Genomic DNA, 25,808 nt, shown 5'->3' with positions numbered 1-25,808 from the left:
AGGCTTGCGACATGATGCGTTGAGTTGGGCCGAGATTCGCCGGCTTGCCCTGCGTCACAAGAAGGCCCTGTGGATCGCCAACGGCGTTGCGATACTGGCAACCCTGTGCAGCGTGCCGATCCCGTTGCTGTTGCCCTTGCTGGTGGATGAAGTGTTGCTGGGGCGTGGCGACGCGGCGCTCAAGCTCATGGATCACCTGTTGCCCGACAGTTTGCAGAAGGCGGTCGGCTACATCGGGCTGATGCTGTTGCTGACATTGGTTCTACGCGTCGGGGCCTTGCTGTTCAACGTGCTGCAGGCGCGGCTGTTCGCCCGACTGGCCAAAGACATTGTCTACCGCATCCGGTTGCGCCTCATCGAGCGGCTCAAACGCATTTCCCTGCGTGAATACGAAAGTCTGGGCAGTGGCATGGTCACCACGCATCTGGTCACCGATCTCGACACGCTGGACAAGTTCGTTGGCGAGACCCTGAGTCGGCTTCTGGTGGCGACCCTGACCCTGGCGGGCACGGCGGGCATCCTGATGTGGATGCACTGGAAGCTGGCGCTGCTGATCATGCTGTTCAACCCGCTGGTGATCTTTGTCACGGTAAAACTCGGCAAGCGGGTCAAGCACCTGAAGAAGCTGGAAAACGACAGCACCTCGCGCTTCACTCAGGCCCTGACCGAAACCCTGGATGCGATTCAGGAAGTGCGTGCCGGCAATCGTCAGGGCTTTTTTCTCGGTAGGCTGGGCGTGAAAGCTCAGGAAGTGCGCGATTACGCCATCAACTCGCAATGGAAAAGCGATGCTTCCGGGCGTGCCAGCGGGTTGCTGTTTCAGTTCGGTATCGACATCTTTCGCGCCGCTGCCATGCTCACGGTGCTGTTCTCGGACCTGTCCATCGGCCAGATGCTCGCGGTGTTCAGTTACCTGTGGTTCATGATGACGCCTGTCGAGCAGTTGCTGAACCTGCAATACGCCTATTACGCGGCCGGTGGTGCGCTGACGCGAATCAATGAGCTCCTTGCTCGTGGCGACGAGCCTCAATACGTGGGCAGCGTCGATCCGTTCGAAGGGCAGGAGACCGTGGGTATCGAGGTGCGTGGCGTCAGCTTCGGTTACGGCGAGGATCTGGTGCTGGACCAGTTGAATCTGACCATCGCACCGGGCGAAAAAGTGGCAATTGTGGGCGCCAGTGGCGGCGGCAAAAGTACGCTGGTGCAACTCTTGCTGGGTTTGTATGCCGTGCAGAGCGGCTCGATCCGCTTTGGCGGCGCCACTCAGCAGGAAATCGGTCTGGAGCGGGTACGCGAGAACGTGGCGGTGGTTCTGCAGCACCCGGCGCTGTTCAACGACACTGTCCGGGCCAACCTGACCATGGGTCGCGATTGTTCCGACGAGGCCTGCTGGCGGGCGCTGGACGTGGCGCAACTGGAACCCGCGATTCGCGAATTGCCCGATGGCCTGGATAGCGTCGTGGGGCGTTCCGGGGTTCGTCTGTCCGGCGGGCAGCGTCAGCGCATGGCGATTGCCCGCATGGTGTTGTCCGATCCCAAGGTGGTGATTCTCGACGAAGCGACCTCGGCGCTGGATGCCGCCACCGAATACAACCTTCATCAAGCGCTGGCGCGCTTTCTGCGCAGCCGCACCACCCTGATCATCGCCCACCGTCTTTCGGCTGTTAAACAGGCTGACCGCGTTCTGGTATTCGACGGCGGACGCATTGCCGAAGATGGCGAGCATCAGCAACTGATCGCCGATGGTGGCCTTTACGCCAAGCTGTACGGTCATCTGCAACAAATCTGAGTCATTACGTCCCGTATTTACGCGAACGTTGTGTCAATTTCGAAAAAATGACCTGCCATCATGGGCGGATTTAGCCTAGGCTTTGCCCTGAACGAACCTTCAGGCCTGTGGTGACGCGAACCCATGAAGCAGACATGGACCTTTCCCAAGCCTCGCCTGACAGGCATCGTCTGGCCCTTCATTGCGGTGGCGTTGTTTCAGGCGCTGTTGGGGTGTGTCAGCCTCTATACGATGTCTGCGGTGCGCAGCTATGTGGTAGGCGAGAGCCTCTGGTCAAAGGGCCAGAAGGACGCCATTCATTACCTCGGTCTTTATGCCAACTGGCATGAGGAAAGTGACTATCTGAAGTACCAGGAAGCCTTTGCGGTTCCGCAAGGCGGGCATGCCCTGCGCGAAGCACTGAACAGACCCGTTCCGTCGCTCTCCGATGCCAGGGCAGGGATTCTCCAGGGCGGCAATCACCCGGATGATGCAGCCGGCATCATCTGGATGTACCTCAATTTCCGCCATTTCAGCTTCATGAAAACCGCCATTGAGCACTGGACGGTCGGTGACAGCTATCTGATGCAGCTTGACACGCTGGCCGGAGAGATTCACGACCGGGTCCGCGCAGGGGGCGTCACACCAGGTGAGGTCGAGCAATGGCGCACCCGGATCAAGGCGATCAATGAGGGCGTGGCTCCGGCTGCCAAGGCGTTCAGCGACGCATTGGGAGAAGGCTCGCGATTCATTCTCAAGCTGCTGGTGGTGATCAATCTGGTCACGGCGTTCGTTTTGATCCTGCTGGCGTTCTGGCGCGTGCGCAAACTCATCGCCCAGCGACGGCTGTTCGCCGATGCCTTGCAACTGGAGCGCGAGCGGGCGCAGATCACGCTGGAGTCGATTGGCGACGGTGTGATCACCACCGACGTCAAGGGCGCGATCATCTACATGAACCCGGCTGCTGAAGGGCTGACGCACTGGAAAAACGCGCAGGCCAACGGATTGCCGCTGGCGGCGCTGTTCAACCTGCTGGACGAAAACGATCAGCGTGACAGCTCGACGCTGATCGAGCACATCCTTGGCGGCAAGCTGAAGGGCGGAAGCGCCAACAGCAAGCTCATCCAGCGGCTCGACGGCAGTACGGTATCCGTGGCGCTGGTCGGTTCGCCAATCTACACGGACGGCTCGGTCAGTGGCGCAGTGCTGGTCCTGCACGACATGACGCAGGAGCGGCAGTACATCGCCAACCTGTCGTGGCAGGCGGCCCATGACGCGTTGACCGGGCTGGTCAACCGCAGTGAGTTCGAGCACCGCCTGCAGCAGGTCCTTAACGTCGCCCAGTCTGAGTCTGGCAGCCATTGCCTGATGTTCCTGGATCTCGATCAGTTCAAACTGGTCAACGACACCAGCGGGCACGCTGCGGGCGACGAGTTGCTGCGTCATATCTGCAAGGCGCTGCCGCAGGGCCTGCGCGATGGCGACACGCTGGCGCGGCTGGGCGGAGACGAGTTCGGGGTACTGCTGGCCGACTGTTCCGTAGACAGGGCTCACGAGATCGCCGAAAACCTGCGCCAGATCGTGCAGAACCTGCATTTCATGTGGAAGGGCCGACCGTTCGTGACCACGGTCAGTATTGGTCTTGTGCACCTGGGTGACGCCCCTGTAACGCTGGAAGCGTCGCTCTGTGCCGCCGACATGGCGTGCTACATGGCCAAGGAGAAAGGGCGCAACCGGGTTCAGGTATACCGTTCCGACGACACTGCGCTGTCGATACGTTCCGGCGAGATGGCGTGGATCCAGAGACTGCACATTGCGATGGATGAAAATCGCTTTTGTCTGTTTGCGCAGGAAATCGCATCGATCAGACAACCTGGCGATGGCGTCAGGCATATCGAGATTCTGTTGCGCCTGCGCGACGAGTCGGGACGGATGGTTGCGCCCGACAGTTTCATTCCCGCCGCCGAGCGCTATGGATTGATGACTACACTTGATCGGTGGGTCGTCCACAACGTTTTTCAGGTCATAGCCAGGTGCAACAACGATCAACGGCATCAGGCGCCACAGGCCATGTGCGCGATCAATCTGTCCGGATCGAGTATTGGTGACGATGCATTCCTCGACTATTTGAAATCGCAATTCAGACTGTTCGGAGTGGCTCCCGAAATGATCTGTTTTGAAATCACCGAGACCAGTGCCATTGCCGATCTGGGAAGCGCCATTCGCTTCATCAATGAATTGAAGTCGCTCGGTTGTCTGTTTTCACTGGATGATTTCTGCTCGGGCATGTCGTCGTTTGCCTACCTCAAACATCTGCCGGTCGACTTTCTGAAAATCGACGGAAGTTTCGTCAGGGACATGCTCGACAACCCGATCAATCGAGCCATGGTCGAGGTTATCAATAATATCGGTCATGTCATGGGTAAGCGCACGATTGCAGAGTTTGTGGAAACACCGCAGATTGAAGCCGCGCTGGAGGAAATAGGCGTGGATTTTGCTCAGGGGTATTTGATCGGGCGTCCTGAGTTGTTGACCTGTGAAAGTCTTTATACCCATCCCGTACGACCCGACCCTGTCATGTTCCACTCGCCGGGAACGTTCAGTTAAACCGTATAAGTCACGACAAGGAGCTACACAGTGATCGACACTTTCAATAGAACCGGTCCGCTCATGGAAGCCAGTAGTTATCCGGCATGGGCGCAGAAGTTGATCAAGGACTGCAGTGCCGCCAAGGCGCGTGTGGTCGAGCACGAGCTTTATCAGAAAATGCGTGATGCAACGCTCAGTCCCCGAATCATGCGTCATTACCTGATTGGCGGCTGGCCCGTGGTCGAGCAGTTTGCCGTTTACATGGCCAAGAACCTGACCAAGACCCGTTTCGGTCGCCATCCGGGTGAAGACATGGCGCGTCGCTGGCTGATGCGTAACATCCGCGTAGAACTCAACCATGCCGATTACTGGGTGAACTGGTGTGCTGCGCATGACGTGTCGCTGGATGATTTGCATGCCCAACAGGTTTCACCCGAATTGCATGCGCTCAGCCACTGGTGCTGGCAGACCAGTTCTTCGGATTCTCTGGCCGTCGCGATGGCTGCGACCAACTACGCAATCGAAGGGGCGACGGGGGAGTGGTCGGCCGTGGTCTGTTCCACCGGCGCTTATGCCGAGGCGTTCCCTGACGAGACCCGCAAAAAAGCCATGAAATGGCTCAAGATGCATGCGCAGTACGATGACGCGCACCCTTGGGAGGCACTGGAAATCATCTGCACGCTGGTGGGCAATAATCCCGGTGTGCAGTTGCAGAACGAGTTGCGTCAGGCCGCCACCAAGAGCTACGACTACATGTATCTCTTCCTGGAACGCTGTATGCAGCTTGAAAAGGTCAAGCCGACGCGTGAGCGCGCCATGGCCGAGCAGGCCTGACCGGCCCATCGCAAGCGAAGGGCCTGATACCTCAGCAGGCCATGGCCAGCCGGTTACGGCCTTCGCGCTTCGCTGCGTAGAGCGCGTCGTCCGCCCTGCGCAGCAGGCTGTCAGCGGTTTCCGCTGACAGCAGCGTTGAGCAGCCCAGGCTCACCGTCATCGTCAGAGCTGGCGCAAACTCCTTGAAACGCAATTCCCGTACGGCCTGTCGCAGGCGCTCGCCCACCAGCCCGGCGCTGACGCCGTCGGTATTGGCCAGAATCACCACGAACTCTTCTCCGCCATAGCGAAAGATCCGGTCTATGTTGCGCAATTGTCCCTTGAGGGTTAGCGCAATGCTTTTGAGCACCTGATCGCCGGTGTAATGGCCGTAACCATCGTTCACTTTCTTGAAGTGATCAATGTCCACCATCAACACCGATAACGGCTGCTTGTGGCGACGTGATATGTCCACTTCCCGGGCCAGACTCTGGTCCATCGCTACGCGATTGCCGGTACTGGTCAGGGCATCGCGTAGCGCACTCTGCGTGGCGATGCGATAAAGCAGTGCGTTGAGCAGTGGGTACAGAAGGCAGGCCAGCAGGGTTTCCAGATCATGCAACCGTGCGTCATCGATCACTTGAGCGGTCTGCAACTCGAGTTGCCCGATGTCTTCGCCGTCATGACGCAGATGGAAGTCGGTAGCGTGAAGTGCGTTTTCACCCAGGCGCAGTTGCAGATCGCTCTTTGCGTGGCGATAGACGAGACCTTCCAAGGGGATGAGCCTTTGAACACCCTGAAAGAACAGCGTCAGTATTCTTTCGGCTTCCAGGCTGGTCTGCAATTGCAGCCCCAGTTGTTTGACCAGTTCATCCAGCGTTACAGGCGGCAGTTCGGCGTTTGGACGATTGCGAAAACCGAGGCATTGCAGCCTGGCGGTGTCGAAATCGATTGCATGGGTCCGGGTAGGAGAACTCATCGGTTCGCTCCTCAGCACGTTGCTGGCTTGGCAGGGTTAGAGCGAAAGTCGTGCCATTCGGTTCATTAACGGCGGGAGATTAAAATAATCAATGAGTTAGATAATTCTTTCTCAGTGACGAACTTCGGGGTCGGCGTTTTTTTGACGGTGCTTTAAAGCGCTGCAAGTCACTGGTCCTGTGAACCGAATCGCCGGAAATGTCATTTTTCAGGCACTTCAGCAGGCGCTGAGCCGGCGCTGACGCCGGCACGCTGCATCCGGTAAAAACGCTTCCATTCGATCAGGCGCGGTCCGGAATGTTATTGGGCATTCAACGCCTGGCCATTGATGCCCTTGCTGTCAGGCCCCATCAGGTACACATACACCGGCATGATGTCTTGCGGTGCAGGGTTGTTGAGCGGGTTTTCGGCCGGATAGGCCTGGGCACGCATGCCGGTGCGGGTTGCGCCAGGGTTGATGCTGTTGGCGCGGACTGACGTGATGCCTTCCAGCTCGTCCGCCAGAGTCTGCATCAGGCCTTCGGTGGCAAATTTCGATACGCCATAAGCACCCCAGTGCGCGCGGCCCTTGCGTCCCACGCTGCTTGAGGTGAATGCAATCGACGCATCTTCGGAGCGTTTCAGCAACGGCAGCAAGGCTTGAGTCAGCATGAACGTGGCATTGACGTTGACATGCATGACCCGTACGAACTCCTCACTGGAAAGCTGCTCGAGCGGGGTGCGTGGACCGATGATCGAGGCGTTGTGCAGCAGGCCGTCGAGGTGGCCGAACTCCGTTTCGATCATTGTGGCCAGTTCGTCGTACTGCTGGGGCAGGGCGGTTTCCAGGTCAAACGGGATTACCACCGGCTGAGGCTGTCCGGCGGCTTCGATCTCGTCATAGATGGCGGTGAGGCTGGCTTCGGTCCTGCCCAGCAGCAGGACGGTTGCGCCGTGGGCAGCATAGGTTTTTGCAGCGGCAGCACCAATGCCCCGACCGGCACCGGTCACCAGAATCACCCGGTCCTTGAGCAGGTCCGGGCGAGCGGAATAATCAAACATGAAAGACCTCGAACGATTGTCTGTGGCTCAGCAACTGCACAGGGCGTTATCCAGTACCTTGCGCAGTTCCAGCGGGTGATCGACCACGACGTCGGCGCCCCAGTGATCGGGATTGTCGTTAGGGTGGATATAACCGTAGCGCACGGCTGCGGTCCGTGTTCCCGCATCGCGACCGGATTCGATGTCGCGCAGGTCATCGCCGACGAACAGGACGCTGGCCGGGTCCAGGTCGAGCATCCTGCACGCCAGGATCAGCGGCTCCGGGTGAGGCTTGCTGTGCGTCACGTGATCCGGGCAGATCAACAGTGCCGAGCGTTCGGCCAGACCAAGCTGTTGCATGATCGGCTCGGCGAAGCGCACCGGCTTGTTGGTGACGACGCCCCAGATCAGTCCGGCTTTCTCGATGTCGGTCAACAGTTCGGCCATGCCGTCAAACAGCTTGCTGTGCACGGCGCAGTTACGCTGATAGCGCTCCAGGAACTCCAGGCGCAGGGCTTCGAATTCCGGCTCGTTTGGCGACATCGCGAAGGTCGCTGCGACCATGGCTTTGGCACCGCCTGATATCTCGTCGCGAATCAGCTTGTCCGACACCGCAGGGAAGCCGCGGTCAGCCAGCATCGCCTGAGCAATGGCGATGAAGTCCGGTGCCGTATCGAGGAGCGTGCCGTCCATGTCGAATAAAACCGCTCTCAAACGCATGCCTCAAGCCTCCCGCAGGGTCTGGATCATGTAGTTGACGTCGACGTCCGAGGCCAGCTTGTAATGCTTGGTCAGCGGGTTGTAGGTCAGGCCGATGATGTCCTTGACCTGCAGGCCGGCTTCGCGGCTCCAGGCGCCCAGCTCGGACGGGCGGATGAATTTCTTGAAGTCATGGGTGCCGCGCGGCAGCAGGCCGAGAATGTACTCGGCACCGACCACGGCGAACAGGTAGGCCTTCGGGTTGCGGTTGATGGTCGAGAAGAATACCTGGCCGCCGGGCTTGACCATGCGGTAGCAGGCGCGGATCACCGACGAAGGGTCAGGCACGTGCTCCAGCATTTCCAGGCAGGTCACCACGTCGAACTGCTCGGGCATTTCCTCGGCCATGTCTTCAGCGGTGATCTGCCGATACTCGACGCTCACACCCGATTCCAGTTGGTGCAACTGGGCAACGGCCAATGGCGCTTCGCCCATGTCGATGCCGGTCACGGTTGCGCCCCGCAGCGCCATGGCTTCACTGAGGATGCCGCCGCCGCAGCCGACGTCGAGGACCTTCTTGCCGGCCAGATTGACGCGTTCGTCAATCCAGTTCACACGTAGCGGATTGATATCGTGCAGCGGCTTGAATTCGCTTTCACGGTCCCACCAGCGATGGGCCAGGGCCTCGAATTTGGCGATTTCTGCGCGGTCGACGTTGCTCATGGGATATCCCTCTTGAACTCAAAATTCGGTTTCATCTGTCTGGCTATAGATAACCAGACAGTCATCTGTTCGGTTTGATCGGTCAGCGCGTTTCTTCGCCTTGCGCGGATGTCTGCCCGGAAATGCGGCGACCCCAGGCCATGGCGGTATCGCGCAAGGCCTGTTCGTCCATCCGGGTCAGGCGGCGGTCGTCGAGCAATTGCTTGCCAGCCACCCAGACATGGCTCACGCAATCGCGGCCGGTGGCATATATAAGCTGGGAGACCGGATCGTAGATCGGTTGCTGCGCAAGGCCGGACAGATCGAACGCGACCATGTCGGCAGCCTTGCCCAATTCCAGCGAGCCGGTATCGGCCTGGATGCCGAGCGCTCGTGCGCCGTTGAGCGTGGCCATACGCAGCGCACGGTGCGCGTCGAGCGCAGTCGCCGAACCGGCAACGGCCTTGGCGAGCAGGGCGGCGGTGCGGGTTTCTCCCAGCAGATCCAGATCGTTATTGCTGGCAGCGCCGTCAGTGCCCACGGCCACGTTGACGCCCGCCTGCCACAGGCGCTCGACCGGGCAGAAACCGCTGGCCAGTTTCAGGTTGGATTCGGGGCAGTGAATGATATGGGTATTGCTCTCGACCAGCAGGGCCAGATCGTCATCGCTGATCTGGGTCATGTGCACAGCCTGGAAGCGCGGGCCGAGCAGGCCCAGACGGTTGAGGCGTGCCAGTGGCCGCTCCTGATGCTGCTTCATGGCCTGCTCGACTTCGAACGCCGTCTCGTGGACATGCATCTGGATGGTGGCGTCGAGTTCGTCGGCAATGACCCGGACTTTCTCCAGGTTTTCATCACCCACGGTGTAGGGCGCGTGCGGGCCGAAGGCAATGCGGATGCGCGGGTGATGAGCCAGGTCGTTGAACAGCTCGATCCCTGCGTGCAGGGCTTCTTCGGTGTTGCGGGCACCGGGAATGGGAAAGTCCAGCACCGGCACCGTGATCTGGGCGCGCATGCCGCTGATATGCACGCGGTCGGCGGCCACCTTGGGATAGAAATACATGTCCGAGAAGCAGGTGATGCCGCCCTTGAGCTGCTCGGCAATGGCCAGGTCCGTGCCGTCACGCACGAAATCCTCATCGACCCATTTGCCTTCGGCAGGCCAGATATGGTCCTGCAGCCAGGTCATCAGCGGCAGATCGTCCGCCAGGCCGCGAAACAATGTCATCGCGGCATGTCCGTGGGCGTTGATCAGGCCAGGGCTGAGCAGCATGCCGGGCAGTTCCCGGATCTGCGCAGCATCCTGCTTCAGTGCCTCGGCTTTCGGGCCTATGTAAACGATCAGGCCATCACGGATGCCGATGCCATGTTCCCTGAGGACCACGCCTGCAGGCTCGACCGGTACCAGCCAGGTGGGCAGGAGCAGAAGGTCGAGCGGGGCTGTGGCGTTCGGCATGACAGGGCTTCCAGAGCTTATTACGGTGATGGCGAAGTATACCCGAGCGTCTTGGCGGGCGGCTCGCTATAATCAGCCGCTTTTGATTCTGGCTTTGGATTTCAAGATGGAGTGGGCGATGCGCGATCGACTGTTGGCTGCGGAGAAAGTAAAGGCCATCGATTGGCGGGACGACGCTCTGTACCTGCTGGATCAGCGGGTGCTGCCGTTCGAGGAAACCTGGCACGCTTACACCAGTGCTGCAGGCGTGGCTGAGGCCATTCGCTCGATGGTCGTGCGCGGTGCGCCGGCCATCGGCATCAGTGCTGCCTACGGCGTAGTACTCGGCGCGCGTGCCCGGGTGGCGGCCGGGGGCGACTGGCGCGCGGCGCTGGAAGAAGATTTTGCGCTGCTTGCAGATTCGCGCCCTACGGCGGTCAACCTGTTCTGGGCGTTGAACCGCATGCGTGATCGCTTGCAGCGTCTGAAGGCGACCGATGATCCGCTGGTGATTCTGGAAGCTGAAGCTGTGGCCATTCACCTGAGCGACCGCGAAGCCAACCTGACCATGGCGCAACTCGGTGCCGACCTGATCCGCAAGCATCAGGGCAATCTGCAGACCGTGCTGACCCACTGCAACACGGGCGCTCTGGCCACTGGCGGATTCGGTACGGCACTGGGCGTGATCCGCGCTGCGCATCTGGAAGGCATGATCGAGCGCGTCTACGCCGACGAAACCCGTCCCTGGCTGCAAGGCTCCCGGCTGACCGCCTGGGAACTGGCCAACGAAGGCATTCCCGTGACCCTGAACGCCGACTCCGCTGCTGCGCACCTGATGCGCACCAAAGGCATCACCTGGGTCATCGTCGGTGCCGACCGCATTACGGCCAATGGTGATGTGGCGAACAAGATCGGTACGTATCAACTGGCGGTCGCCGCCATGCATCACGGCGTGCGCTTCATGGTGGTTGCGCCGAGTTCGACCATCGATATGGACATGGCCAGCGGCGAAGACATCGTCATCGAAGAGCGCGACGGGCGCGAGCTGCTGGAAGTGGGTGGTCAGCGGGTCGGTGCCGATGTCGATGCCTTCAATCCGGTCTTCGATGTGACGCCTGCGGACCTGATCGATGCGATCGTGACCGAAAAAGGCATTGTCGAGCGTCCCGACACGGCCAGAATGGCCCAGTTGATGAGCCGCAAACATCTTCATTGAAATTTCATCTCCTCATGATCGCCTCGGGCACGGGGCGGCTGAACGGGCCTGTAAGCGTCTCTCAGCCGTCCTGCGTGGATGTGGCTCGTTTTCAGCGCTTGCAAAGGATGTGAGCGCCTCGGCGATTGTGGTAACATCCGACGGTTTCCGGGGACGCTATTCGTAGCCTCCCGCACTGTGCAGAACCAAGTCTTAACTCATTGATTTGTCGTAAGTCGTTGCCCGGCACATGCTGGCAGCGGCGAGCTTCGTTTACCCCGAATGGGTTTGCGAGGTTTCACCAGAAAAAGGAATCAGGCTTCTCATGGGCGAACTGGCCAAAGAAATCCTCCCGGTCAATATCGAAGACGAGCTGAAACAGTCCTACCTCGACTACGCAATGAGCGTGATCGTCGGTCGAGCTCTGCCGGATGCACGCGATGGCTTGAAGCCCGTGCACCGGCGTGTGCTGTTCGCAATGAGCGAACTGGGCAACGACTGGAACAAGCCGTACAAGAAATCCGCCCGTGTGGTTGGTGACGTGATCGGTAAGTACCACCCGCACGGCGACACGGCTGTCTACGACACCATCGTCCGTATGGCTCAGCCGTTCTCGCTGCGTTACCTGCTGGTCGACGGCCAGGGCAACTTCGGTTCGGTCGACGGCGACAACGCCGCTGCGATGCGATACACCGAAGTACGCATGACCAAGCTGGCTCACGAGCTGCTGGCCGACCTGCACAAGGAAACCGTGGATTGGGTGCCTAACTACGACGGCACCGAAATGATCCCTGCGGTCATGCCGACACGTATTCCCAACCTGCTGGTCAACGGCTCCAGCGGTATCGCTGTAGGCATGGCGACCAACATTCCGCCGCACAACCTCGGTGAAGTCATCGACGGTTGCCTGGCACTGATCGACAACCCCGAGTTGACGGTCGACGAATTGATGCAGTACATCCCGGGCCCGGACTTCCCGACGGCTGCGATCATCAACGGTCGCGCCGGCATCATCGAAGCCTATCGCACCGGCCGTGGCCGCATCTATATGCGTGCCCGCTCGATCGTCGAAGACATCGACAAGGTCGGCGGACGTCAGCAGATCGTCATTACCGAACTGCCGTACCAGTTGAACAAGGCGCGCCTGATCGAGAAGATCGCCGAGCTGGTCAAAGAGAAGAAGCTTGAAGGCATCACCGAGCTGCGCGACGAGTCCGACAAGGACGGCATGCGCGTGGTCATCGAGCTGCGTCGTGGCGAAGTGCCTGAGGTCATCCTCAACAACCTCTACGCCCAGACTCAGTTGCAGAGCGTGTTCGGCATCAACATCGTTGCGCTGATCGACGGCCGTCCGCGGATCCTGAACCTCAAGGACCTGCTGGAAGCTTTCGTTCGTCACCGCCGCGAAGTCGTTACCCGCCGTACCGTATTCGAGCTGCGCAAGGCCCGTGAGCGCGGCCATATCCTTGAAGGTCAGGCGGTTGCGCTGTCCAACATCGATCCGGTCATCGCCCTGATCAAGGCGTCACCGACCCCTGCCGAAGCCAAGGAAGCGCTGATCAGCACGCCCTGGGAATCGAGTGCCGTGGTCGAGATGGTCGAGCGTGCCGGTGCCGATTCGTGCCGTCCGGAAAACCTCGATCCTCAATACGGTCTGCGCGAAGGCAAGTACTTCCTGTCGCCGGAGCAGGCGCAGGCCATTCTGGAACTGCGTCTGCACCGCCTGACGGGTCTGGAACACGAAAAGCTGCTGGGTGAGTATCAGGAAATCCTGAACCAGATCGGCGAGCTGATCCGCATTCTGAACAGCGCCACGCGCCTGATGGAAGTGATCCGCGAAGAGTTGGAACTGATTCGCTCCGAATACGGCGATGCCCGTCGCACCGAAATTCTCGATGCGCGTCTGGACCTGACCCTGGGTGACCTGATCACCGAAGAAGAGCGTGTTGTGACCATTTCCCACGGTGGCTATGCCAAGACCCAGCCTCTGGCGGTCTATCAGGCACAGCGCCGTGGTGGCAAGGGCAAGTCGGCGACTGGCATCAAGGATGAGGATTACATCGCTCACCTGCTGGTTGCCAACAGCCACACCACGCTGTTGATGTTCTCCAGCAAGGGCAAGGTTTACTGGCTCAAGACCTACGAAATCCCGGAAGCGTCCCGCGCCGCCCGTGGTCGTCCGCTGGTCAACCTGCTGCCGCTGAGCGATGGCGAGTACATCACCACCATGCTGCCGGTCGATCTGGAGGCCATGCGCAAGCGGGCTGACGAAGAAGGCGAAGCCCTTGAAGGCGATCTGGTCGACGATGCGGAAAACAGCAACGAGACCGAAGAAGAGCGCAAGGCGCGCGTCAAGGCTGCTGACAAGAAGAAGGCACCGTTCATCTTCATGTCTACCGCCAATGGCACGGTCAAGAAAACTCCGCTGGTGGCGTTCAGCCGTCAGCGCAGCTCCGGCCTGATTGCACTTGAGCTGGACGAAGGCGATATCCTGATCTCGGCCGCCATTACCGACGGTGAGCAGGAAATCATGCTGTTCTCCGATGGCGGCAAGGTCACGCGCTTCAAGGAGTCCGACGTTCGCGCCATGGGCCGTACGGCTCGCGGTGTACGCGGCATGCGTCTGCCGGAAGGTCAGAAACTGATCTCCATGCTGATCCCTGAAGAGGGCAGCCAGATCCTGACTGCCTCCGAGCGCGGTTACGGCAAGCGCACGGCGATCTCCGAGTTCCCTGAGTACAAGCGTGGCGGTCAGGGCGTAATCGCCATGGTCAGCAACGAGCGTAACGGTCGTCTGGTCGGCGCGGTTCAGGTGCTCGACGGTGAGGAAATCATGCTGATTTCCGACCAGGGCACACTGGTCCGTACCCGTGTCGGCGAAGTGTCGAGCCTGGGTCGTAATACCCAGGGCGTTACCCTTATCAAGCTGGCCAGCGACGAGAAACTGGTCGGCCTGGAGCGTGTTCAGGAACCATCGGAAGTCGAAGGCGAAGAACTGCTTGAAGGCGAAGAGGGCGTTGATGCTCTGGTCGCCGATGTGTCTGAACCGGGCGATGTCGGTGAAGACGTGCAGGTGGATGCCGCATCGGATGACGATGACTCGCAAGGCTGAGCAGTGAAGTAAGTAATACCGTTGAGGGCTGGCTCGTCTGTAAGTGCATGTGCATTTCAGGCAAGTCCAGCCCTTGCGCCATTCGGCCAGCTCTACGGGCGAATCGGAATGCCTGCCAACGCTGGCGGAGACTGAAGCTGCGGTTTCGTTTCTGCCCGGCGCGTGCAGGGGAAGTGCGTACAGACCCAAACGTATTTGACGAGAGTGGATATGAGCAAGCGAGCCTTTAACTTCTGCGCAGGTCCTGCTGCGCTTCCTGAAGCTGTTCTGCTGCGTGCCCAGGCCGAACTCCTGGACTGGCACGGCAAAGGTCTGTCGGTCATGGAAATGAGCCATCGCAGCGATGAGTTCGTTTCCATCGCCACCAAGGCCGAACAGGATCTGCGTGACCTGCTGTCCATTCCCTCCAATTACAAAGTGCTGTTCCTGCAGGGCGGCGCCAGCCAGCAATTTGCGCAGATCGCGCTGAACCTGCTGCCCGAGAATGGCAAGGCCGATTACATCGATACTGGCATCTGGTCGCAGAAAGCGATCGAGGAAGCCTCGCGTTACGGCACTGTCAACGTCGCGGCCAGCGCAAAGCCCTATGATTATTTTGCTATTCCCGGCCAGAACGAGTGGAAGCTGTCCAAGGACGCTGCCTACGTTCACTACGCGCCGAACGAAACCATTGGTGGCCTGGAATTCAACTGGATTCCCGAAACCGGTGATGTGCCGCTGGTGGCTGATATGTCTTCGGACATTCTGTCGCGTCCGGTGGATATCTCGCGTTTCGGCATGATCTACGCCGGTGCCCAGAAAAACATCGGTCCGAGCGGTATCGTGGTGGTGATCATCCGCGAGGACCTGCTGGGCCGTGCGCGCTCCCTGTGCCCGACCATGCTCAACTACAAGGTCGCGGCTGATAACGGCTCGATGTACAACACCCCGCCGACGCTGGCCTGGTATCTGTCGGGTCTGGTCTTCGAGTGGCTCAAGGAGCAGGGGGGCGTAGAGGCAATCGGCAAGCTCAACGACATCAAGCAGCGCACGCTGTACGACTTCATCGATGCCAGCGAGTTGTACAGCAACCCGATCAACAAGCCGGATCGCTCGTGGATGAACGTGCCTTTCCGTCTGGCGGATGATCGTCTGGACAAGCCGTTCCTGGCGGGTGCCGACGCTGCGGGTCTGCTCAATCTCAAAGGGCACCGTTCAGTTGGCGGTATGCGCGCGTCCATCTATAACGCAGTGGACATCAATGCGATCAACGCACTGGTGGCCTACATGAAAGACTTCGAGAAGGAGCACGGCTGATGTCCGAACAGGAACTCAAGGCGCTGCGCGTTCGCATCGACAGCCTCGACGAAAAGGTTCTGGAGCTGATCAGCGAGCGTGCCCGCTGTGCGCAGGAAGTCGCCCGGGTCAAGATGTCTTCCCTGGCGGAAGGCGAAGCGCCGGTGTTCTATCGCCCCGAGCGTGAAGCGGCAGTCCTCAAGCGTGTCATGGAGCGCAACCGCGGCCCGTTGAGCAATGAAGAAATGGCGCGTCTGTTCCGCGAAATCATGTCGTCCTGCCTGGCGCTCGAGCAGCCGCTGAAGGTTGCCTACCTGGGGCCGGAGGGCACGTTCACCCAGGCCGCGGCCATGAAACACTTCGGTCATGCCGTGATCAGTCTGCCCATGGCGGCTATTGATGAAGTGTTTCGTGAAGTGGTTGCCGGGGCCGTGAACTTCGGCGTCGTGCCGGTGGAAAACTCCACCGAAGGCGCGGTCAATCACACCCTGGACAGCTTTCTCGAACACGACATGGTCATCTGTGGTGAAGTCGAGTTGCGCATTCACCACCACCTGCTGGTCGGCGAAAGCACCAAGACCGAAAGCATCTCGCGCATCTACTCCCATGCCCAGTCACTGGCCCAGTGCCGCAAATGGCTGGACGCCCACTACCCGAACGTGGAGCGCGTCGCTGTTGCCAGCAACGCCGAAGCAGCCAAGCGGGTGAAGGGTGAGTGGAATTCAGCGGCCATCGCCGGCGACATGGCGGCGGGCCTGTATGGTCTGACGCGTCTGGCTGAAAAGATCGAAGACCGTCCTGACAACTCCACGCGTTTTCTGATCATCGGCAATCAGGAAGTGCCTCCGACCGGAGACGACAAGACCTCGATCATCGTATCGATGAGCAACAAGCCGGGTGCGCTGCATGAACTGCTGGTGCCGTTCCATCAGAACGGCCTGGACCTCACGCGTATCGAAACCCGGCCGTCACGCAGCGGCAAGTGGACCTACGTGTTCTTCATCGATTTCGTCGGGCATCACCAGGATCCGCTGGTCAAGGCGGTGCTTGAGCAGATCAGTCATGAAGCCGTTGCCTTGAAGGTGCTGGGTTCCTACCCGAAAGCGGTTCTTTGAAGGGGCGTTACATGAGTCATCTGTTTATCGCCCTCGAGCGCCGTGAAAGCCGCTCGGGCTTTCAGGTAGTTGCACGTGGTTGAAGTCATGTCAGAGCAAACGACCGGTCCGGTCATTGGTCGTCTGGTCGTGGTCGGTCTGGGCCTGATCGGCGGCTCGTTCGCCAAGGGTGTTCGTGAAAGCGGTCTTTGTCGGGAAGTGGTCGGCGTCGACCTGGACCCGCAATCGCGCAGGCTGGCTGTGGAGCTGGGTGTCGTGGATCGCTGCGAAGAGAATCTTGCAGCCGCCTGCCGCGGTGCCGATGTCATTCAGCTCGCAGTGCCCATTCTGGCGATGGAAAAACTGCTGGCGTTGCTGGCGTCTCTCGATCTGGGTAACGCTGTATTGACCGATGTCGGCAGCGCCAAGGGCAATGTCGTGCGTGCGGCGCGTCAGGCGTTTGGCCGCATGCCGTCGTGCTTCGTGCCGGGGCACCCGATTGCAGGCTCCGAGCAGAGCGGCGTCGAGGCGTCCAATGCCGGGCTGTTTCGCCGACACAAAGTGATTCTGACACCGTTGGCCGAGACTGACGCCGGCGCAGTGGCGCTTGTCGATCGTCTGTGGTCGGCGCTCGGTGCCGATGTCGAGCACATGCAGGTCGAGCGTCATGACGAAGTGCTGGCGGCGACCAGTCATTTGCCGCACCTGCTGGCCTTCGGTCTGGTGGATTCGTTGGCCAAACGAAACGAAAACCTCGAAATATTCAGGTATGCCGCTGGCGGTTTTCGGGATTTCACCCGTATCGCGGGTAGCGATCCGGTCATGTGGCACGACATTTTTCTGGCCAACCGTGACGCCGTGCTGCGCACGCTGGACACCTTTCGCGCCGACCTGGATGTTCTTCGCGATGCTGTTGATGCCGGAGACGGTCATCAATTGCTGAGCGTGTTCACGCGCGCCCGTGCGGCCCGCGAACATTTCGGCCGGATTCTGACACTTCGCGCCCGCGGGGAAACCCGTTCGTCAGAGGTCACCGGTGTGCAGGGTGCTGCAGTGGGGGCGGCAAGTCACCGTATCGAAGGTCCGGTTGACGCTGCTTCGGCCGCGCTGTTCATGGTGGCAGCATCCATTCACGAGGATGTCGATCTGGTGCTCGCAGGCGTCAGCATGGACGATACGTGCATCGGCATGATCGACATTCTGCGCCTGCTTGGCGCCGATATCGTGTTGCACGAAGTCCGTGAGCAGGCTGGTGAAACCCTCGCCGATGTGCATGTGCGCTCCGCCCGGCTGAGGGGGACTGATATTCCTGAAGCGCTCGTTCCGCTGGCGCTCAACGAATTTCCTGTGTTGTGCATTGCCGCAGCCTGCGCGGAAGGGCGTACCATTCTGCGCAGCGCGCAGGCGTTGCAGGGCGATGAACTCGAGGTCGTGCGGCTGGTGGCGGAAGGATTGAGCGTGCTGGGTATCGAGGTTGAGCTCGCACCTGACGGCCTGCTCATCGAAGGCGGCGTCATCGGCGGTGGCGAGGTCGATGTGCGCGACGATCAGCGCATCGCCATGGCCTTCAGTGTGGCTGCATTGCGGGCCTCGGGGCCTGTACATATTCATGATTGCGCGAATGTCGCTCCATCGTTTCCCGATTTTCTGGCGCTCTGCGCTCAAGTCGGTATGCATGTAGCGCAAGAGGACACAAAGTGAAGATCAAAGCACCTGTTATAACCATCGACGGACCCAGCGGTTCCGGCAAGGGCACTGTGGCCGGATTGCTGGCGGGAAAACTGGGCTGGTGCCTGCTCGATTCGGGCGCCCTTTATCGTCTGCTGGCATTCGCTGCGCGCAATCACGGCGTCGATCTGACCAACGAAGAGGCGCTCAAGCTGCTGGCTGCCCACCTGGATGTGCAGTTCGAGACCTCGGCGAACGGCCAGAGTCAGCGCATCGTTCTCGAGGGCGAGGACGTCACGCATGCCATTCGCAATGAACAGATCGGCAGCGGTGCGTCGCAAGTGGCTTCGCTGCCGGCGGTGCGTGATGCACTGCTGCAGCGTCAGCGTGCCTTTCAGGAAGAACCGGGCCTTGTGGCAGACGGCCGTGACATGGGCACCGTGGTATTTCCGGACGCCCCGTTGAAGATATTCCTCACTGCCAGTGCCGAGGAGCGTGCCCGCCGTCGTTACTTGCAGTTGAAGGCCAAGGGCGATGATGTTAGTCTGTCGAGTCTGCTAGATGAGATAAGTGCACGCGACGAGCGTGACACCCAGCGAGCGGTAGCCCCGCTCAAGCCGGCGCACGACGCCATACAGCTGGATTCCACCGAATTGTCCATCGAGCAGGTGCTGGAACGCATCCTGAGTGAAGTCGCACTGCGCGATATCGCCGGATGATCAAGGAGCCATGCAGGAGACCAGACCCCGTCCTGCAGGCTTCCTTTCATATGAACGAAACCCACGTTGTCTGGAGCGTGGCAGATGGGCGTATTCTTCGCCCTTGATCAACAGGAATTAAAATGAGCGAAAGCTTTGCAGAACTTTTTGAAGAAAGCCTAAAAACCCTGAACCTTCAGCCGGGCGCAATCATTACCGGTATCGTTGTTGACATCGACGGCGATTGGGTAACTGTACACGCTGGCCTGAAGTCCGAGGGCGTCATCCCGCTCGAGCAGTTCTACAACGACGCTGGCGAGCTGACCATCAAGGTCGGTGACGAAGTGCACGTTGCGCTGGACGCGGTCGAAGACGGCTTTGGCGAAACCAAGCTGTCCCGCGAAAAAGCCAAGCGCGCCGAGTGCTGGATTGTTCTGGAAGCAGCTTTCGCAGCTGAAGAAGTGGTCAAGGGCGTTATCAACGGTAAGGTTAAAGGCGGCTTCACTGTCGACGTTAACGGCATCCGTGCGTTCCTGCCTGGTTCTCTGGTTGACGTTCGCCCTGTGCGCGACACCACTCACCTGGAAGGCAAAGAGCTCGAGTTCAAGGTCATCAAGCTGGACCAGAAGCGCAACAACGTTGTCGTTTCCCGTCGCAGTGTCCTGGAAGCCGAGAACAGTGCCGAGCGCGAAGCGCTGCTCGAGTCCCTGCAGGAAGGTCAACAAGTCAAAGGCATCGTCAAGAACCTCACCGATTACGGCGCATTCGTCGATCTGGGTGGCGTCGATGGCTTGCTGCACATTACCGACATGGCCTGGAAGCGCATCAAGCATCCATCCGAAATCGTCAACGTTGGCGACGAGATCGATGTGAAGGTCCTGAAGTACGATCGCGAGCGCAATCGTGTTTCCCTGGGTCTGAAGCAACTGGGCGAAGACCCATGGGTTGCTATCAAGGCTCGTTACCCGGAAAGCACCCGCGTGACCGCGCGTGTGACCAACCTGACCGACTACGGCTGCTTCGCAGAGCTGGAAGAAGGCGTGGAAGGCCTGGTACACGTTTCCGAAATGGACTGGACCAACAAGAACATCCACCCATCCAAAGTCGTTCAGGTTGGCGACGAAGTGGAAGTCATGGTTCTGGACATCGACGAAGAGCGTCGTCGTATCTCCCTGGGTATCAAGCAGTGCAAATCCAACCCGTGGGAAGATTTCTCGGGTCAGTTCAACAAGGGTGACAAGATCTCCGGCACCATCAAGTCGATCACCGATTTCGGTATCTTCATTGGTCTGGACGGCGGCATCGACGGTCTGGTTCACCTGTCCGACATCTCCTGGAACGAAGTGGGCGAAGAAGCCGTACGTCGTTTCAAGAAGGGCGACGAGCTCGACACTGTGATCCTGTCTGTTGATCCAGAGCGTGAGCGTATCTCGCTGGGTATCAAGCAGCTGGAAAGCGATCCGTTCTCCGAGTACGTCACTGTCAATGACAAAGGCGCAATCGTCCGCGGTACCGTTAAAGAAGTTGACGCCAAAGGCGCCATCATCACTCTGGCCGACGACATTGAAGCGACCCTCAAAGCCTCCGAAATCAGCCGTGACCGCGTTGAAGACGCGCGTAACGTCCTGAAAGAAGGCGAAGAGATCGAAGCCAAGATCATCAGCGTTGACCGCAAGAGCCGCGTAATCAGCTTGTCCATCAAGTCGAAAGACGTTGAAGACGAGAAAGAAGCCATTCAGAGCCTGCGTAGCAAGCCTGAAGCAGCTGAAAGCACTGGTCCTACCACTATTGGTGACCTGCTGCGTGCGCAGATGGAAAAACAGAACTGAGTTCTGCTTGACCATTAAAAAGGGCGACTTCGGTCGCCCTTTTTTATACCTTTATTTTGTGTTTTTCCCATGCGCAGTTACGCCTTTCAGGTAATGCCTCTGGGCTTCCAGGCCACGTCCCTTCTATGTTCCTGCCAGATCTTCAGTGTGGTTGCCATGCGATCATGTGTTCGTCTTGCGTCAGCAAGTCATTGACAATGCTTCACATAAGTCAAGAGACGGGCTGTTCAAATTCATCCGGCCATGCTAAAACCTTCGGAGCGCTGACCTAGCTGCTTGAAAAAGAAGGGAAAAATATGACGAAGTCGGAGTTGATCGAACGAATTGTCACCCATCAAGGGCTGCTCTCATCCAAGGATGTCGAGTTGGCCATCAAGACCATGCTTGAACAAATGTCCCAGTGTCTTGCGACGGGCGACCGTATCGAGATCCGTGGGTTTGGCAGCTTTTCCCTGCATTACCGCGCACCCCGTGTAGGGCGCAATCCCAAAACGGGCCAGTCGGTCAGCCTTGACGGCAAGTTCGTTCCCCATTTCAAGCCGGGCAAGGAACTGCGTGACCGCGTCAACGAGGACGAAGAAGAAGGCCTCTGAAATCGTAAATCGAAGGATCACCCGATGCGTCTTTTCAAACGAGTCATTCTGATCGCCGTTGTGCTGTTCATTGTGTTGGCCACGACGGTTTTTGTGCTGGAAAATCGGCAACCCGTCGGTCTTGTGCTTTTCGGTTGGTCGGCACCGCAACTCCCTTTCGCTGTACCGGTCGTGCTTGCCTTGCTGGTGGGTATGCTGATAGGTCCGGTTCTCGCCTGGATCGCAAGTCTGCGCAAGCGCTCGTTCTATACTCGATCAATCAAGGCCGAGTGAATCAGGCATCGCCGGACCTATGTCCGGCAGTCCGATTTTTCGCTTCCTTCAGTTTTCAGTTCTTTCGTAAAACGACATTCTCCGACTTATAGCATTCTTGTCGCCGGAATTAAGTGTTTGCGACTCGTGATTCTGCTTATGGCTCTGTAAGAGTTTTCTTTTCTTTTAATGGAATACTCATCCTTGTTGTAAGACGTTTTCTACCTGCGCCGCCATGTGCCCGTTTTGCCGGGACTTCCGGCCGCATCTTTAATTAAACAGCCTTTTTGTTGTCGCTGAGGCCTCTTGTGTCAAGGCTTGAATGCCGGATTTTCGGGCGCAGAATAGTGCGGGCTCATAACTCGAGTCACTCGCCAGAAAGCATCCGCAATACGATCTGGCCTTTACACAAAGGTAGTTGAATGTCTTTTCCCAAACTTGTGCATCACGGTGCAGTCGAGACCGTGACGGGCTCGTGCCATCAGTTATGCATGGATGCTGTAAACAGTCTGTTGATCGATTGTGGTTCTAAACAGGCCGCCGAGGCTGTTGACGTGGCAAGGTTCGGTTTTTCCCCGGCGAATATCCGGGCGCTTCTTTTGACTCACGTGCATAACGACCACGTGGGGCGTATTCCGGAGTTGCTGGCGAGCGGTTACAAGGGGCCGATCATCTGCAGCGAACCCAGTGCTCATCTCTTGCCGCTGGTCATGGAGGACATTCTCGGCATTCAATTCGGCCATGATTCCGCGCAGGTGGGCCGCCACGTCGAGGCTATCGGCAAGCGAATCATTGCGCTGCCCTTTGACACCTGGTTCGAACTGATCGCTACCGAGTCGCTGCATTGCAGAATCCGGCTGCAGCGTGCCGGTCACATCCTGGGATCGGCCTGCATCGAATGCGACCTCACCTATCCGCTGGAGAACCGTTCACAGCGCGTGGTGTTTTCCGGCGACCTGGGTGCGTCGAATACACCTTTCCTGCCTGCGCCCCGGCCGCCTGAGCGTGCCGATGTTCTGGTGCTGGAGGCAACTTATGGCGATCGTCTTCATGAAGATCGCGTCACTCGCCAGCAGCGCCTTGAGCGGTTGATCGACAAGGCTCTGGAAGATAAAGGCACCGTGTTGATTCCAGCCTTCAGTCTGGGGCGCACCCAGGAGCTTCTGTATGAACTGGAGGACATTCTCCACAGGAAAGGGCTCTCCCGTGCGCAACCTGCGAACGATGAGGTGTCCACAGTGGACTGGCCACAACTGCCCGTCATCCTTGATTCTCCGCTGGCCAGTCGGTTTACCAAGGCTTATCAGTCGTTCTCCGACTACTGGAGCGAGGGTGCCCGCGAACGTCTCGAGCAGGGCAGAGCACCTCTGGGCTTCTCGCAGTTGATCACCGTGGATAGCCATGCCAGCCACTTGCAGGTCGTCAACTACCTGACCAGTACTGCTCGCCCGGCCATCGTCATCGCGGGCAACGGAATGTGTGCAGGCGGACGCATCGTCAACTACCTGAAAGCCATGTTAGGTGACAGTCGACACAACGTCCTCTTTGTCGGTTACCAGGCCAAGGGCACGCCGGGCGCTGCCATCCAGGCGCATGGTCCGCGCGGCGGTTACGTCGAGCTTGATCGAGAGCGTTTTGACATTCTGGCTGGCGTCGCCACTGTCAACGGGTATTCGGCACATGCCGATCAGGCAGGACTGGTCGCATTCGTGACCGGTATGGATGAATGGCCAGCGCAGATACGACTGGTTCACGGAGATCGGCCAGCCAAGAAAACCCTGGCTCAGGTGCTGGAGCGCAAGTACTCGTTGCGCAAGCGGGCGGTTGAATTGATTATTCCCTGATCAAGGACAATTCGTCGCGCTCTTAGGGTGTTATTTAAAGTCTGAAAGTCCGGCCGATGGCAATTGTTTTGGGTCTCAGGTCGTTGAAGGCAATGATTCTGATGAGCTGCAATATCATCGGCACTTTCTTGAAAATGGCATTTATAGGTGATTAAGGTTGCTAAAATGTCTCGCGTCAGTAATATTTCCACGCTTTGAAAAGGCGTTGCGATATGAGCGATGAGGCTGCATGCGTTGCGATAACAGGTGCAACAGGCTTCGTTGGCAGCGCCCTCGTTCGTCAGTTGATCGAAAGGACCGAATACCCAATACGCGTTGCGGTACGCGGCCCTTACGTTAATTCCGGCGAGCGTGTCCATGCAGTGACCGTTGGCTCCCTTTCACCGGACACTGAATGGGCCTCGTTCGTGGAAGGCTCGAGTGTGGTGATTCACTGCGCGGCACGTGTACATGTATTGAATGATTCGGTTGCGCATCCCGAGCTGGAATATTTTCGAGCCAATGTCGAGGCAACCCTGAATCTGGCAGAGCAGGCCGCTGCGGCGGGCGTCCGGCGTTTCATCTTTCTCAGCTCGATCAAGGTCAATGGTGAAACCACTTCACCAGGCCAGCCCTTCAAGTCTACAGACACCTGTAACCCTGCCGACCCTTACGGTGTGTCCAAGTACAAGGCCGAACAGGGCCTGCGTGAGTTGTCCGCCCGTACGGGTATGGAAGTGGTGATCATTCGTCCGGTGCTGGTCTACGGCCCGGGCGTCAAGGCCAATTTTCTCAACATGATGCGTTGGCTGGACAGACGCGTGCCGATGCCGCTGGGTGCGATCAATAATCGTCGCAGTCTGGTGGCTTTGGGCAATCTTGTGGATCTTCTGGTGACCTGTATCGCTCATCCGGCAGCAGCAGGAGAAACGTTTCTGGTCAGTGACGCTCACGATCTGTCCACGACCGAACTGTTGGAAGAGATGGGCAGGGCGCTGGCCAAACCTGCCCGGCTGATACCCGTTCCGGGCTGGATGCTGCACTGCGCTGCGGCGCTGCTTGGAAAAAAAGAGTTTTCCCAACGGCTGTGCAGCTCACTGCAGGTCGATATTTCCAGAACGTGCGAAGTGCTCGATTGGCTGCCGCCCATAAGATTTGAAAACGCGATGAAAGAGACCGCTCGACACTATCTGGAACACAAACATGCTTGAGTGGCTTGCGATCATGACCATTGCGCTGGTTTCGCTGCTGCTGACGGCGCTGCTTCGCAAGTATGCGCTGTCCAGAAGCCTGCTGGACGTTCCCAACGCCCGCAGTTCACATTCCATTCCAACCCCCAGGGGCGGAGGCGTGGCGATCGTCGTTGCCTTTCTGCTCGCGATCATCGTGCTGGCGGGCACCGGGCAGATTTCTGTGGCCACCTCGATGGCAATTGTCGGTGCAGGCGGTATGGTCGCGGTCATCGGCTTTATGGATGATCATGGGCATATCGCTGCCCGTTGGCGTTTGTTGGGGCACTTTGCGGCGGCTGTGTGGGCACTGGTCTGGTCTGGCGGGTTGGCACCGCTCAGTGTCATGGGTACGACGGTCGATCTGGGTGTTGTTGGTCAGATTTGCGCGGTGTTCTATCTGGTCTGGATGCTCAACCTCTATAACTTCATGGATGGCATCGACGGGATCGCCAGCGTCGAAGCGGTAACAGTGTGTGGCGGCATTGGTCTTGTTTACGCGTTGAGCGGTTTTGGTGAGTTGCTCTGGGGACCTCTGATTCTCGCCGCATCGGTTGTCGGGTTTCTCTATTGGAATTTCCCGCCAGCGCGCATATTCATGGGTGATGCCGGCAGTGGATTTCTGGGCATTGCTCTGGGAATGCTTTCTTTACAGGCAGCCTGGGCCTCACCTCAGCTATTCTGGGCGTGGCTGATTCTGTTGGGAGTGTTTGTCGTGGACGCAACGGTTACGCTTCTGCGCCGCCTCGTACGTCGAGAGAAGGTTTATGAAGCGCATCGCAGTCACGCTTACCAGTTTGCGTCACGTCGTCTGGGCGGCCATCTTCCCGTTACGCTGGCCGTCGGTCTGATCAACGTCTGCTGGCTGCTTCCTGTGGCTCTGTGGGTCGTATTGACGGATGCGGAAGGAATCATCGGGGTCATGGTCGCCTACGTCCCGCTGATACTTCTTGCCTTTCGATTCAACGCCGGTCAGGCAGAGACGAGTTAACTAAACTCGATATCGAGTGTCCTATCACGTGCAGCGTTGCATCGA

At 58.8% G+C, this 25,808-nt stretch carries 20 protein-coding genes; 15 read left to right on the top strand and 5 right to left on the bottom strand.

The genetic code is table 11. From position 1 onward, the window contains the following. The first annotated feature begins 4 nt into the window (after positions 1–4). The 3 genes from JTJ32_RS22245 to JTJ32_RS22235 all read left to right on the top strand — a co-directional run bounded on the left by JTJ32_RS22245 (position 5) and on the right by JTJ32_RS22235 (position 5,191). Positions 5–1,789 carry an ABC transporter ATP-binding protein gene (locus JTJ32_RS22245; RefSeq protein ID WP_210043343.1) on the top strand — a complete coding sequence of 595 codons (1,785 nt, stop codon included), beginning with the start codon at positions 5–7 and terminating at the stop codon, positions 1,787–1,789. 123 nt (positions 1,790–1,912) lie between these two features. After that, positions 1,913–4,375, top strand: coding sequence for an EAL domain-containing protein (locus JTJ32_RS22240; protein WP_184320493.1), 2,463 nt, complete (start codon positions 1,913–1,915; stop codon positions 4,373–4,375). A gap of 30 nt (positions 4,376–4,405) precedes the next feature. After that, positions 4,406–5,191, top strand: coding sequence for an iron-containing redox enzyme family protein (locus JTJ32_RS22235; RefSeq protein ID WP_210043297.1), 786 nt, complete (start codon positions 4,406–4,408; stop codon positions 5,189–5,191). 31 nt (positions 5,192–5,222) lie between these two features. Here JTJ32_RS22235 and JTJ32_RS22230 read toward each other — a convergent pair whose 3' ends face one another. From JTJ32_RS22230 to JTJ32_RS22210, 5 genes are all read right to left on the bottom strand, one after another. Next, entirely contained in the window at positions 5,223–6,149 is a 927-nt protein-coding gene (locus JTJ32_RS22230; RefSeq protein WP_099229220.1) for a GGDEF domain-containing protein, read from the bottom strand. Between the two features lie 299 nt (positions 6,150–6,448). Further along, complete coding sequence (locus JTJ32_RS22225; RefSeq protein ID WP_210043296.1) at positions 6,449–7,189, bottom strand: YciK family oxidoreductase; 741 nt, start codon at positions 7,187–7,189, stop codon at positions 6,449–6,451. Positions 7,190–7,216: 27 nt separating this feature from the next. Further along, the gene (mupP, locus tag JTJ32_RS22220; RefSeq protein ID WP_210043295.1) at positions 7,217–7,888 is read right to left on the bottom strand and encodes an N-acetylmuramic acid 6-phosphate phosphatase MupP; all 672 of its coding nucleotides are present in this window, start codon (positions 7,886–7,888) and stop codon (positions 7,217–7,219) included. Positions 7,889–7,891: 3 nt separating this feature from the next. After that, positions 7,892–8,590 carry a bifunctional 2-polyprenyl-6-hydroxyphenol methylase/3-demethylubiquinol 3-O-methyltransferase UbiG gene (gene ubiG, locus JTJ32_RS22215; RefSeq protein ID WP_099229217.1) on the bottom strand — a complete coding sequence of 233 codons (699 nt, stop codon included), beginning with the start codon at positions 8,588–8,590 and terminating at the stop codon, positions 7,892–7,894. Positions 8,591–8,672: 82 nt separating this feature from the next. After that, positions 8,673–10,025, bottom strand: coding sequence for a TRZ/ATZ family hydrolase (locus tag JTJ32_RS22210; RefSeq protein ID WP_210043294.1), 1,353 nt, complete (start codon positions 10,023–10,025; stop codon positions 8,673–8,675). Positions 10,026–10,143: 118 nt separating this feature from the next. Here JTJ32_RS22210 and mtnA point away from each other — a divergent pair, with 118 nt between their 5' ends. The 12 genes from mtnA (at position 10,144) to JTJ32_RS22150 (ending at position 25,763) form a co-directional block, all read left to right on the top strand. After that, entirely contained in the window at positions 10,144–11,220 is a 1,077-nt protein-coding gene (mtnA, locus tag JTJ32_RS22205) for an S-methyl-5-thioribose-1-phosphate isomerase (RefSeq protein ID WP_184320479.1), read from the top strand. Positions 11,221–11,524: 304 nt separating this feature from the next. Continuing rightward, positions 11,525–14,311, top strand: a complete 2,787-nt coding sequence (gene gyrA / locus JTJ32_RS22200) for a DNA gyrase subunit A (protein ID WP_184320476.1) — start codon at positions 11,525–11,527, stop codon at positions 14,309–14,311. Between the two features lie 210 nt (positions 14,312–14,521). Continuing rightward, positions 14,522–15,607, top strand: coding sequence for a 3-phosphoserine/phosphohydroxythreonine transaminase (gene serC, locus JTJ32_RS22195; protein ID WP_099229213.1), 1,086 nt, complete (start codon positions 14,522–14,524; stop codon positions 15,605–15,607). After that, the gene (gene pheA / locus JTJ32_RS22190) at positions 15,607–16,701 is read left to right on the top strand and encodes a prephenate dehydratase (protein ID WP_099229212.1); all 1,095 of its coding nucleotides are present in this window, start codon (positions 15,607–15,609) and stop codon (positions 16,699–16,701) included. Before serC ends, pheA begins: the two co-directional genes overlap by 1 nt. An 87-nt stretch (positions 16,702–16,788) precedes the next feature. Continuing rightward, positions 16,789–18,381 carry a prephenate dehydrogenase/arogenate dehydrogenase family protein gene (locus JTJ32_RS22185; protein ID WP_236059398.1) on the top strand — a complete coding sequence of 531 codons (1,593 nt, stop codon included), beginning with the start codon at positions 16,789–16,791 and terminating at the stop codon, positions 18,379–18,381. Further along, on the top strand, positions 18,378–19,067 hold the full coding sequence (cmk, locus tag JTJ32_RS22180; protein WP_099229210.1) for a (d)CMP kinase: 690 nt from the start codon (positions 18,378–18,380) through the stop codon (positions 19,065–19,067). The genes JTJ32_RS22185 and cmk overlap by 4 nt, the downstream gene beginning before the upstream one ends. 122 nt (positions 19,068–19,189) lie before the next feature. Further along, the gene (rpsA, locus tag JTJ32_RS22175; RefSeq protein WP_025261287.1) at positions 19,190–20,875 is read left to right on the top strand and encodes a 30S ribosomal protein S1; all 1,686 of its coding nucleotides are present in this window, start codon (positions 19,190–19,192) and stop codon (positions 20,873–20,875) included. A gap of 296 nt (positions 20,876–21,171) precedes the next feature. Continuing rightward, the gene (gene ihfB, locus JTJ32_RS22170; protein WP_003369729.1) at positions 21,172–21,468 is read left to right on the top strand and encodes an integration host factor subunit beta; all 297 of its coding nucleotides are present in this window, start codon (positions 21,172–21,174) and stop codon (positions 21,466–21,468) included. Between the two features lie 24 nt (positions 21,469–21,492). Then, entirely contained in the window at positions 21,493–21,741 is a 249-nt protein-coding gene (locus JTJ32_RS22165) for a lipopolysaccharide assembly protein LapA domain-containing protein (protein WP_210043292.1), read from the top strand. Between the two features lie 401 nt (positions 21,742–22,142). After that, positions 22,143–23,564 (top strand): MBL fold metallo-hydrolase, encoded by a 1,422-nt coding sequence (locus JTJ32_RS22160; RefSeq protein ID WP_210043291.1) that lies wholly within the window; start codon positions 22,143–22,145, stop codon positions 23,562–23,564. A 212-nt stretch (positions 23,565–23,776) separates the two neighbouring features. Next, positions 23,777–24,754 carry a UDP-glucose 4-epimerase family protein gene (locus JTJ32_RS22155; protein WP_210043290.1) on the top strand — a complete coding sequence of 326 codons (978 nt, stop codon included), beginning with the start codon at positions 23,777–23,779 and terminating at the stop codon, positions 24,752–24,754. Continuing rightward, on the top strand, positions 24,747–25,763 hold the full coding sequence (locus JTJ32_RS22150; protein ID WP_210043289.1) for an MraY family glycosyltransferase: 1,017 nt from the start codon (positions 24,747–24,749) through the stop codon (positions 25,761–25,763). The genes JTJ32_RS22155 and JTJ32_RS22150 overlap by 8 nt, the downstream gene beginning before the upstream one ends. Positions 25,764–25,808: the final 45 nt, after the last annotated feature.

Origin of the sequence: Pseudomonas alliivorans (assembly GCF_017826695.1) — a bacterium.
GTDB classification, from domain to species: domain Bacteria; phylum Pseudomonadota; class Gammaproteobacteria; order Pseudomonadales; family Pseudomonadaceae; genus Aquipseudomonas; species Aquipseudomonas alliivorans.
Note: the sequence above shows the minus strand (reverse complement) of the source record. Positions and strands in the feature narration are given on the sequence as shown.